Origin of the sequence: Vibrio sp. Vb1980 (assembly GCF_033338615.1) — a bacterium.
GTDB classification, from domain to species: domain Bacteria; phylum Pseudomonadota; class Gammaproteobacteria; order Enterobacterales; family Vibrionaceae; genus Vibrio; species Vibrio alginolyticus.
The window spans coordinates 1-12888 of record NZ_JAWOSZ010000016.1 but is presented as its reverse complement, the minus strand read 5'-3'; the positions used below and the strand labels follow the sequence as shown (position 1 = coordinate 12888).

The following is a 12888-nucleotide window of genomic DNA, read 5'->3' as shown; positions in this document are numbered from 1 at the left end:
ATAAAACACTTGAACGTTTTATAAACTCCACCTATGCTCTCACTATCATAATGTTGGGAGTAGTGATATGCCTGTATCGGGAATTCAATCTGGACACCACATCGTTCAGATGTCACAACAAATGGCCGAGAAAGCTGCACATGGCATTAGCAATAATGTAAGTAAGGTAAAAGAAGAGCTTTCTGATCACAACATCGATTTAGCTGCGGTTGCGGATATCGCAATAACAGCCTCAACACCTAGCCTTCCCTCTCAAAAAGTTGAATCTCTCATCAACCTCGCACAAGCCGCTGGTTATAACCGAGTTGGCGCGTCTGTCATAGAGAAAAACAATGAAATCATTGGCAGCTTGCTAGACATCCACGTTTAGGCGATTTAACGTCAAATTATCGCTATTTTAATTTCCAACTATCACTATAACGTCGTAACAAGATAACCCCTTTGCTTCGCTCTTTATTTCTATTTCGATTCAAATATCTCCTGTTTAAAATCAAGCTTTCCCGAAAAAAATGGGCGGCTTATCAGAGCCGCCCATTTTTGTGTTGTATACAGGTTTATCCGTTATCAATAACACCGTTGTTGAGCAATGACTCTACAATTTCGTTGGAGCTGAGACCGTTGAAGTCGATTGAAGTACCTAAGTTTTCCACGACAATAGTCTGTTGAACATTTGCATCCGTCGTAATGTTCAGAGAAACACTTTCCGTCGATGCATCGTAGTCTGCCGAAATGTGACCAAGCAGATCATCCATGTCGATCATTGAGTTATTGAGATCAGAGATAACTTCACGTAAATCGATACTGTCTTCGTTAACAGTGAAGTCAGTAATGGTATCCACTGCCCCTTCATCAACGGAATCTACCGTCCACTTGAAGATATCGCTGCCGTCTCCACCCGTTAAGATATCTGAGCCTAAGCCACCGATAAGCACGTCATCACCATCACCACCCAGAATAACGTCGTCACCGTCTCCACCAATCAAGTTGGTACCTGTGTCTCCGCCGACTAAATAGCTGTCGTCCACTGCGGTTGACTGGTCAATATCGTCGCTATCACTACTCACATCCAAACTAATTTGGACAGGTGAAGACTGCGCTTCATCGCCATTAGATTCCGTTGATATCGCCGTAAGCGAAATATCGTAAGAACCGACATCAATACCACTGTTAGTATCTGTTGCGACAATTTCTAGCGTATCAATTTCATCGCTTGGTACTGTCCAAGTGGTACCATCGAAGCTAATGCCTGATGGAGAAACGCCACTTGTTACCTCAGCACTAGCTGGTACGCCCGTTAGCTCCAAAGACAGCACCTCGTCAATATCAGTAAGCGCCGCCATGATTCCGACAATCGCTAAACCTTGACTGCTCGCGGTTTGGCTAGCCGTAATTTGACGAATGTAATTAAACTGAGGATTGATATTCAATGTAGGTGCATCAGCTACAGGTGTCACATTGATAGTGAAGTCTTGATTCGCCTCCAATGCGGAACCCGATGCATTTTCGAAGTACACACCGTTGTCTTCGACTTTCACCGATAAAGTGATTGAAGCTGCGTTGACATCTCCTGCATCCACAAATACACCCTCAGAAGCGTCTGTTGCTCCAAGAACGGAGTTAATATTATCTGGTGTGCCCATTAGGGTTATTTCACCAGCCATCCCCGCCCCAACAGTCACACCACTACCTGCTGGCGGCTCGACACGAAGGTCGCCCTCGGTAACTGTAAGAGTCACCGTCATGATTTCATTCGCCTGCGCACCAGTGAAGTCGATGTCACTTACACTAATACCCGTTATTTTCTGGCCATCGGCTTCGTTGATCGTATCCGTTACCGACGTTGCAGTGATTTCAGGTGCGTCATTGGTCGCTTCAACATTCAACACTGCTGTGCCCGCGATTGTAATTGGGTCTGGAGCGCCGTTAGTTGTTCCGTCATCTGTGATTTCATAAGTGAAATTAACGTCACCAAAGAAATCTACTGCGGGTTCAAACGTCCACTCTGTCGCACTCACTTGAGTCAACGTGCCGGAAGTTGGGTCCACTAACGCAACATTATCGACGGTCAAGTTGTCTGACTCAGGATCACTTGCGTTGCTCAGCAACTCAGTAGCCGTAATAGTTACCGAACCACCATCTTCTTCGGTACTACTCAACGTTACCTCTGATGTTACCGGTGCATCGTTCACCTCAGTGACTTCGAAGGTCGCCGTTCCTGACACCGTTTGAGGATCTGAAACACCGTTCGTTGTACCGTTGTCGGTAATGTCGTAGGTCAGATCGACCTTGCCGTTGTAGCCAGGCGCAGGAGTAAATGACCATGTACCTGTTACGTTGTCGAAATCCAATGTGCCGCTGCTTGGATCAACCAACTGGACATTGCTCACCATCAAGGTGTCGTTTTCAATATCAGACGCATTCGCCAACAAATCAGCTTGGGTAATATCAACCGCAGTACTGTCTTCTGCGATATCAGAAAGTGTCACTTCAGACGTCGTTGGAGCATCATTGACTTCCGTTACGTTGAACGATGCGCTGCCGTTAACCGATTTAGGATCGGATGCACCATTTGTCGTGCCATCATCTGTAATGGTGTACGTGATTTCAACTGGACCGTTGTAATCTGGTGCAGGGGTAAATTCCCACTCTCCCGTGCCACTGTTGAAAATAATGCTGCCCGAATTCGGATCCGTTAACTGAACATTGCTAACCGTGAGATTATCGTTCTCTACGTCTGTCGCATTCGCAATAAGATCCGCTTCAGAGATGGAGAACACACCACTATCTTCTTCAATATCCGGTAGCGTCACTGGCGTAGTTTCTGGGGTATCATTCACCGCTGTCACTTCAATATTGAAGCTGCTGCTGTTGGTATTTAGGGTGTCATCTACCCCACCAATTACGATACCTTCATTACCTTGGTCATCGACTGTCACGTCCACCTGAACGTCACCAAAGAAGTTCAGGTCTGGATTAAACTCAATCAGACCGTCTGCAATGGCATTGTTTAGATCGGCCACTGTACCTTTCAGTTCAACGGAGTCCGTACCATCACCGCTCACGGTTAGGTTGTAAGTAGCGATGAGCGTTGGATTAAGCTCCAAGATACCGCTGTCGACGTTCACATTGAGTACATATTCAGCATTCGGATCATCGAGTACGGCATCAATATCGGTAATGCTGAAACCATCAAGCAGCATTGGCGTATCTTCTGGTGTTTCCACATCCACGGTATTGACGAACTCTGGACGATCGTTCACTGCTTCAACATCAACAGTGACATCAAACTCCTCTGCGGAGCCCAAGCTTTGACTGCCATCGAGCCCAGTATCAACGGCTTGCACTTTGAAATGCAGCGAACCATCCCATGAGTTATCGTTGCGATCCCCAGAATTAAACACTACTTGATCCAAGTCTTGAGCATTGATTTCTAAGACAAAAATGCCGCCGCCTTGGTCAGTAAACACTGTCCCATCAGGTAATGAAACACTCGCCCCATCAGGGACATTGGAGACCTCAACTCTCAGCGTCTCTGGATCATTTTCCTGGTAGTTTGCACCATCTCCGATGGACTCTTTGTTATCAACCACTAACGCATTTACATTAATAACAATGTCTTCGCCCTCATTACCTGCAGCCGAAGTGTCGGGGTTCACATCAACATCATCACCAATAGGATTGACAATAAGCGTAAAGTTGTTGTTTCGTTCCGTTGGAACTTGTAGCAACTCCTCTTGAATGAAGACCGTAATACCTATCTCAGCCTCGCCACTAAAGTGTTTTGGCGGTTTAATTTGGATGTCACTCAGGTCAATGGACGTCTGAGTGAGATCTTTTAGTTGAATACTCCATTCGCCCCCACCGTTGTTCTTAACAACATAATCAGAGGAATTGGATTTAACGATAAAGTCATCAGGAAGCCCCGTTAACTTGAGTGAAACGAAACTCTCAGAACCGTCATTATCGTTCAGGCTGATCGAAACACCAGAGCCCGATTGATTCAGCGAAATTAAAGTATCTTCGTCACCAATCACCGTGATTGGCTGCGTCGGATCGGCACCTGTAATGGTAATGTCATCAACGACTGGCGTAACTTCAAATGTGACATCGTCAGTGAAGGTTCTCACATCTATATTATCGCCAGAGTTATTCAAGATAGACTGATCAAACACAGCTTCATCAGTAATTTCTCCCTCGATATTAATCTTGACGGTATTTTGGCCACCACCTACGGGGTAATTTTCTTTTGGCTTAAACAGAACATTGTCAAGCGCACCAGCTAAAATCTCAGCTTCATTAAACTCAATACTGGTTCCTAAGCTGTTACCATTGGCATCAACAAACTCACCTAATGTTGTGTCATCAAGCTCTAACTTGATGTTCGTTAGTGTTTCTCGACCACCTTGAGTGTTGTTAAATTGATCGGCAAAATCAACACTCAAGTTAAGTTGGATTAAGCCATCTTCGTAACCAACACCATCCGCCGTGGGAACGTCGTTATTTAGATCAGTCACAGGTTGTTTGTTTGCATCCAAGCCGAAAGTACCGACGATATCTACTCTTACATTTGGTGTGACATCGCTATCCAACGGCTGATCCCCGGCTGAACTCGGAACGTCTGCAACCGGTAAAACCTGAACTGGAAACTGGACATTATTTTCTTTTTCATCACCGGACTCAGTGTCTTTAGTGACAAACCGAATTGGCAATTCGAAATCACCTGCGTAATCTTCTGCCAAGTGCATCGTCAAACCATCAAGGCCAGTAATATTTCCACTCGCATCGATATGGGCTTGGAACACGTATTTACCATTGACAAAATCAACATCCGTCCCCGTGATCACCAAACCAGGAGGAATGCCAGGAGCTGTCGGGTCGACGATAATAGTCAAGACATCCTCCACACCATCTGCATTAATCGCATCGACTTTCGACGTCAACTGAGCACCAAGGTTAATAGAATTGTCTTCCAACGCTTGAATTTGAACATCATCAGCCACCTGAATCTCTGCCGCTACACTCATTTTCGGTGTGAGGACGGTTGGAAACTCTAGTGTCACATCCGTTTGACGCACGACCGTCGCATCTTTTTCGTTGCCCAAATCTTCGCCCAAATCATTCACTTCTGCGTAAATGGTTAAGCCAATTTGAGAGAGACCACCGTTATCGCCATCGTCGCTGTCATCGTTTGGTGTTAAATCAAGTCCAGACGGCGCTTTAATTGAGAAGTTGTCTTCATTAGTTACTGTCCAACGACCTCCACCTTCATTTAGTGCACCGACGATAACCAATTGGTTGAGGATCTCAGGGTCCACATTGTGAAATTGAACAACAAGTTGAGTCACCACTTCATCTGAAGACGCATCAAACTCTTGGTATTTAATGATATGAGCGCCAGATTCGCCCCCCATAGAAGTGTTGATCGTAAAGTCAATGTTACCTTGATCGTCTGACTTCACGATATCGGTAGCACCACCACCACTTTCAGTGACAAGCAGACGGGTTTGGTCGTCTATTGCCCCCGTCTTATCCTCTGGCTCAACGATTGGATTAACTTGGACATTCACCGTACCATTGATGGTTTTCTCAGCGATACCTTCACCGGGATTCGAAGCGTCAACATATTCATGGTCAATCTCTTTCACAGTGACGGTTGTGGTCAAGTCAAAGTCAGTACTTGAATCCTGCTCCAACTGAACTTGAACATAGCCACTTTGAGAGATTTTAGCGGAAAAATCTTGTTCTGATTCACCGGCTTGCGGTGAAAGCGTTAGTGTTCCAGAAACAAGCGTTTGTGCCACACCATCTACATAGACCGTGCTGCCTGGAGGAAATCCAGAGATGGTTACATCACTAAAGAATTCATCGGTATCAGGGCTTTGTACGAGCGTCGGTTTCCAATCGATGTCAAAGCGCGTATCTTCATCTCCCTCCGATCGGACAACGTAGTTATCTTGAGCGTCAATAACGGGTTCGACCTTGATCCTTACCTCTCTTTCAATCACACGACTATGACCATCATTCTCGGTAACAATGATCGTCCCTGTAATCGCAATGTTTTCAGTTGAAGAGGCTTCCGGAATAATTTGAATACCGGAATTAAAATTCAGCCCAGTGATGTTTGCTTCGTAAATCGGTTGACCGTTACCATCATAGCCAACAAAGGTGAGGTCAACGCTTGAACCGTCTGAATCTACGACACGAACACCGTCGGGGATGTTGGACAGGATAACAGTAATGGCTTCTGAATCATCCTGTGGTCTATCGGCAACTTCACCTGATACAACCGAGAAGTTGAGGTTTACAACAGCATTCTCTTCAATAGTCGTCTCTATCCCGGCCACATCTCCGTCTACGAATCGGTTCCAAACGTTCCCCGCGTCAATTAATACCGTGTCTGGTATGTCAGCAACACCTTTTACACCAACGATGACGGTCTTACTGCCCAGTGACAACACATCTTCTGTCGTACCGGTAGACAATGATGCTGTGTCTTTCACAATTCCTTCGACATTGAAAGTAAAGTCATCATTGCTGTGCAAAGGAGGAAGAACTTCGACGTTCGCTAATTCAGACTCTGGCACTTCGTAATAAAGTACATTGCCGCCTGAATCGGTCACTTCTACTATCTGACTTGGGTTTGCTGAGTCCAGCCACACCAAAGTAACCCCATCAATTGAGAAGTTAGAAATGCGCACAAATAACGCTTCAGAACCATCTAAGTCCGCTGATGGTTTCATGGTGATCACTTCACTTAATTGGAGTGGGTCGTGATCAGTGACAGGGTCTACCGTATTTTGAGTTCGAGCATTATCCTCAAACACATTAATTCGGTTTACAGTAAAACTACCTTTATCCGCAACTGGGTTTACATCAATAATGATGGTTTCGGTTTCTGAGCGAGCGGTATCTTTCCCAAGCAGTGGATTGTTGTTTTCCGTCGTAATAGCGGTGACATCAATTCTGATTTCGCCCGAGAAGTTATCTATCGGATCAACTTGAACTTCATCAATTCGGCTTGCATCCACCAGATAAACACCACCGGATTTTGGTATCGCACTACCATCTGAATAGACTAACTCTGCGTTACCTTCTCCTTGTGTAAAGACAAGCTCGTACACAATGCCTTCTGGGTTACTAGTGTCTTGGGTTTCAGCCGTGATGTTAAGTGCGACATTGTTTCCATCTTCATCAACCGAGTAGTTAAATTCGCTGCTTGCCGTCCACGTTGCAATATCTGCGACGGCAGCAACTTCAATGTCTAAACGACCATTAATCGTATGATCTGGCGTACCATTGTTAAGAATTTCCACGCGGATACGAGGATCGATACCAGAAGCATCGGTTGATGTATGACGATCTGGTACGAAGTACAAGTTATCTAACGAGACAAGCTCACCATTGAATGACTGCTCAACATTTGATGCGTCGAGAACAACCGTATTGCCCACAGATGTTAATTCAATGTAGTTGCCACTGCCGTCTCTGTAGTAGAACGTACCGTTGTGAGTATCAGCATCTCGAATAGTGATGTCACCTAAGCTCTCGTTACGGTCGATATCGTGTAAATTGATAACCAAGTCGACTTTCGCAGGGCTAACATCCAGCGTCGACAAGTTGTCCTGAGTATTTGCAGAGTCAACGCCCACAACGACACCATCACGCCCTTGGTCTTCGAACGCAGTAACGGTAGACGTGTCAATTTGCGCATTGCGGTCTCTTATCGAGATATCCACATCGGCATCTGCGATATCGCCATCACCATCGGTTGCAACAACGTTGATGGTGAAATCAATCGAGTCGGTTTCGGTATGGTCAAGGTCGTCATTCGGACGGAATGACACACTGCCATCGGTTCGAACAACCAAACGACCGATTTCAGTATCCACTCCGTCAAGAACCTTGTGAACAAATACGACTTGGTCGCTGCCGTTCAAATCGACAGAATCAGAATCAACACCATTTTGCTTAAAGTAAATGCCTGAATCATCAGCCGAGAATGAAGTCACTTGTGCGCCGTCAGCACCAAGGTCATCATCCCCCTCTACAGGGTCTCGGAATAAACGAACCGTGCGGCTGCCTTGCCCCTCAACACGCGAAATAGATGCATCGTGCAAGGTTGGAACATCATCGGTAATCGTCACTGGTAAGTTAATACCTGCCGTATCACCATCGACATCGGTCGCAAAGACTGGGAGATCAAGTATGAGTGTATCTTCGCCTTGAGTTGAGTGATCTAGCGCACCCTCAAGCGTAAACTTGTAAGAGCCGTCAGCGTTCAAAACTAGTGTGAACACTGAGTTACCATCAGGTGTTTGACCTTGATAAGTAAAGTTGTTGTTGCTTACCGCGGTTTGAACTAACGTCACCGCAAAACCACCTGAAGTTACTCCTGGTATCGGGTTAGAAGTAAGATCCAGCTGATAAGAGACAACGGTATCTGCCCCTTCCACCGTATCGAAATTGCCCGTTGCTTCTAGGCTGTCTTTGTTGGTTGCCTGAGAGCCGTTGGCAAGGTCATCCTCATCAACAGCCAAAGCATCTGCTGATTTAATTTCGGGAATGTCATCAACTACGGTAATTGGAAGATTCAGTGATGATGACGTGTCACCATCAAAGTCTGTTACTGTAATTGGAATATCAATGACAAGGTTGTTTTCACCTTGAACAGCGTCATGGTCGATTGGTCCCAACAGCTCAAATTGGTAGCTGTCATTATTCGCATCAAGAGACAGCGTGAAGATCTTAGTTGATGTGCCAGTAATAACCGCTTCGTAACTGGTTACTCCACCATTCGTGCTTACTAGATTCAACTCGATGCTGCTGCCATTCGACGTTAAACCAGACACGGCTGCATCGAGGTCTGAAACTTGGTAGCTGACAATCTTGTCTGCACCAGCAACGACCTCAAATCCACCGTTCAATACCGTAGAATCATTACTTGTCGTGTCAGAGCCACCGGCAAGATCATCTTCATCAACGGTTTGTTGGCTAGAGTCTGTCACTTTCACAATCGCAGGAACATCGTCCACCACTGTGATCGGCAAGGTGATATTATTTGAAACATCGCCATCAAAATCAGTCGCGTTGACTGGGAAGTTGATGACTAACGAGTTTTCATCGTTACCCGCAGGATGATCAAGTGCACCCAACAGTTCAAATTCATAACTGTCTGCTGAACCATTTAGCGTCAGTTTAAAGACGGTGTCCGTCGTACCTTGTACATAAGCTCGGTACTCAATCACACCGTTTGAATTTGAAAACTCAACCAACTCAAGCGGTTGACCACCTGAAGTAAGGCCAGAAACAGGCGATGTTAAACTATCCAACTGGAAGCTAACGATAGAATCGGCACCATCAGTAACGTCAAAGTTGCCACCAATGATATTGGATTCTGGCGTGTCGTCCGAACCTTGGCTTGGAATATCATCCTCATCCACAGACAAGGTACTACCAGAGCTAATAGCATCAATGGTTGGTTTGTCATCTACGATGGTCACTGGCAAGGTCGCAGTGATGGTATCGTTGTCGCCATCCGTGATCTTCACAGGTAGATTCAACAAAATCTCATCAGAGTTAACCGCGTGATCTAACTGACCAGATAACTCAAAGTCGTATTTACCATCTTGATGAAGTGTCAACGTGAAGACCGTCACTCCACCCGGAGTTTGTCCCACGTAAACAAGCGCGTCAGCAGTTGAAGCACCAACGTCTTGAGAAAGTGTTACCTCTTCTCCACCCGATTTCAGATTCGGGATAGGATTTGAGCTCAGATCCAATTCGAAAGCATCAATACCATCTGCGCTAGTGACTTCGAATTCACCTGATACCGTTAACGGCTCTTTAGTGCCATCAGAACCAAGAGGTAAGTCATCTTCGTCGACACGTAGACTTTCAATATTGGTAACAACTGGAACATCGTCCACAACGGTAATTGGCAATGTGAAGGCTGGTGAAGTATCACCATCATTATCTGTCGCCGTCACAGGGAGGTTAATAACAATCTCGTTTTGCTGATTACCATCTGGATGATCAAGCGGCTTCTGTAAATCGAACTCGTAGGTGTTGTTCGTTGCATCCAACGTCAGTTCGAACACCACTTCAGCAGGATTGCCAGCGACACCTTGGTATACGTTCACGCCGTTTGCGCTAGAAGACAGAACTAAGGTGATAGCGTCACCATCTGAAGTCAGTGACGCAACTGGCGTGGTCAGGTCACTCAGCTGAATAGAAGCAACTTGGTCAGCACCTTCGGTGATATCAAAAGTACCTGAAATAACAGTATCTTCTGCACTTGCAGCATCCGTACCTGCTGGTAGGTCATCTTCATCAACGGTTTGTTCGCTGCCTGCTAGCAAACCATTAATGGTCGGAACATCATCCACAACCGTAATTGGTAAGGTGATGTTGTTCGACACGTCTCCATCAAAGTCAGTCGCGTTTATCGGTAAATTTATGATCAGTTCATTCTGGCCATCAGCATTTGGATGATCGAGACGAGCGAGCAAATCGAACGTGTAGCTGTCATCAGAGGCATCGAGGGTTACACGGAATACTGGTGTCGTCGTGCCATCAATACGAGCTTCGTAAACTGAAACGCCACCTGCGTTTGATACTTCAACCATAACCAGAGATTGACCACCAGAGGTCAGGCCTTGTACTGGCGTCGTTAGGTCAGAAACGCTGTACTCGACAATGCCATCAGAACCATCAGTCGCGATGAAGTTACCGGCAATGCTGTTCGACTGTGTACCATCAGATCCGATTGTTGGGATATCGTCCTCATCAACCGTTTGCACACTTGTTGCTTCGATTCCACCAAGTGTCGGCTTGTCATCAACGATCTTGACAGGAATTGTCTCAGCAGAGGTATCGCCATCAAAGTCTGTTGCGATGATTGGGAAGTTCAGTGTCAACTCATCACTATCTACTGCGTGGTCGATTGGACCTTCAAGCGTGAAGTTGTAACTACCATCAGTATTCACTATCAGAGTAAAGACCGCTTCAGTACCCGCTGTCGCCTCGTAAGTAAAGCTGCCATCACCATTTGCGGTTTCCGTCAGTGTGACTGCCACGCCTTGTGATGTAAGGCCAGCCACTGGTGTTGCAGACGCGTCAAGCTGATAGCTCACTACTCGGTCAGAGCCTTGTGTGGTAGTGAAGTTGCCATCGATTGAAATCGGGCCAGTCTGATCTGAACCAATCGTGCCTAGGTCATCTTCATCAACGGTAATCGCATCGACATCGGTAATGGTCGGCTTATCATCCACAATGGTGACTGGGATCATTTCTGTGGTGGTATCACCATCAAAGTCCGTCGCGATGATTGGGAAGTTCAGCGTCAGCTCATCACTACCCGTCGCATGGTCGATTGGACCTTGCAGCGTGAAGTTGTATGAACCATCCGTATTAATGGTCAGCGTAAATACGGCTTCAGTTCCTGCTGTCGCTTCATAAGTGTAGCTACCATCACCGTTTGCAGTTTCAGTCAGCGTCACTGCCACACCTTGCGATGTTAGGCCATCAACTGGCGTTGCAGAAGCATCCAATTGGTAACTCACTACCCCATCAGAGCCTTGCGTTGTAGTGAAGTTGCCATCAATGGAAATTGGGTCAGAGCCGTCAGAGCCAATCGTCGTTAAGTCATCTTCATCAACCGTGATGGCATCTACGTCAGTGATGGTTGGCTTATCATCAACGATAGTGACAGGTAACGTCTCCGATGAGGTGTCGCCATCAAAGTCTGTTGCGATAATCGGGAAGTCGATTTGCAGGCTGTCGCTGTTCACCGCATGGTCTAGTGGACCTTGCAGAGTAAAGGTGTAGCTGCCATCTGGCTTCACAACCAATTCAAATACGGCATTGCCATCTGCTGTGGCTGTGTAAGTAAAACTACCGTCGCCGTTAGCAGTTTCAGTAAGCACGACAGGCTCACCATGAGAGGTCAACCCTGCTACTGGATCTGCTGTTGCATCAAGCTGGTATTTAACAACACTGTCCGAGCCTTCAGTTGTGGTGAAAGAGCCCGACATAAACGCATCATCGTTCTGGTCTGAGCCTATTGAGGCAAGGTCATCTTCGTCTACTGTTAGTGGGACAACGTTATCGATGGTTGGAACGTCATCAGTAATCGTGACTGGAATGGTCGCAGTCGTCGTATCGCCATCAAAGTCTGTTGCAATGATTGGGAAGTTAAGAACTAATTCATCGCTGTTTAACGCATGATCAACCGGCCCTTCAAGACGGAAATTGTATGTGCCATCAGCATTAACATTCATGGTGAAGACCGGATTGCCATCCGCGGTAGCCACGTAAGTGAAGCTGCCATCAGCATTCGCATTCTCTACCAAAGTAACAGGCTCACCGTGAGAAGTTAAACCTGCGACAGGATCAGCCGTTGAATCAAGTTGGTAGCTCACTACACGGTCTGAACCTTGGGTAGTGGTGAACGCGCCTTCAACAAACACAGCGTCACTTTGGTCTGAGCCAATACCTGATAAATCATCTTCGTCTACAGCCAGAGGCACAACATTATCGATGATTGGCGCATCATCCGTAATGGTGACTGGAATGGTTGCCGTGGTCGTATCACCATCAAAATCGGTGGCAATAATTGGGAAATCAATCGTCAGGCTGTCGCTGTTAGCGGCATGGTCAATCGGGCCTTGCAGCGTAAAGTCGTACGTACCATCTGTTGCGACATTCAACGTGAAGACAGGATTACCGTCAGCGGTCGCCACATAGGTAAAGCTGCCGTCGCCATTCGCGGTTTCCACCAAGGTAATCGCCTCACCTTGAGATGTCAGCGCCATAACCTTGGTTATTACTTAGACATGAAGTTAGATTAATTATCAATAATCCATTGTGCTGCAACGGTTATCGAAAAGA

At 46.3% G+C, this 12888-nt stretch carries 1 protein-coding gene and 1 pseudogene; one reads left to right on the top strand and one right to left on the bottom strand.

All coding sequences use genetic code 11. The features are described from left to right. The first annotated feature begins 67 nt into the window (after positions 1-67). Positions 68-370, top strand: coding sequence for a hypothetical protein (locus tag R7F64_RS19400; RefSeq protein ID WP_017821544.1), 303 nt, complete (start codon positions 68-70; stop codon positions 368-370). Between the two features lie 184 nt (positions 371-554). Here R7F64_RS19400 and R7F64_RS19395 read toward each other — a convergent pair. Next, positions 555-12815, bottom strand: a pseudogene (locus R7F64_RS19395) (DUF5801 repeats-in-toxin domain-containing protein); the annotation flags it as partial. Positions 12816-12888: the final 73 nt, after the last annotated feature.

Excerpts from the sequence above, each read along its gene's own strand:
- R7F64_RS19400 (WP_017821544.1), top strand. The coding sequence starts at position 68 with ATGCCTGTATCGGGAATTCAATCTGGACACCACATCGTTCAGATGTCA.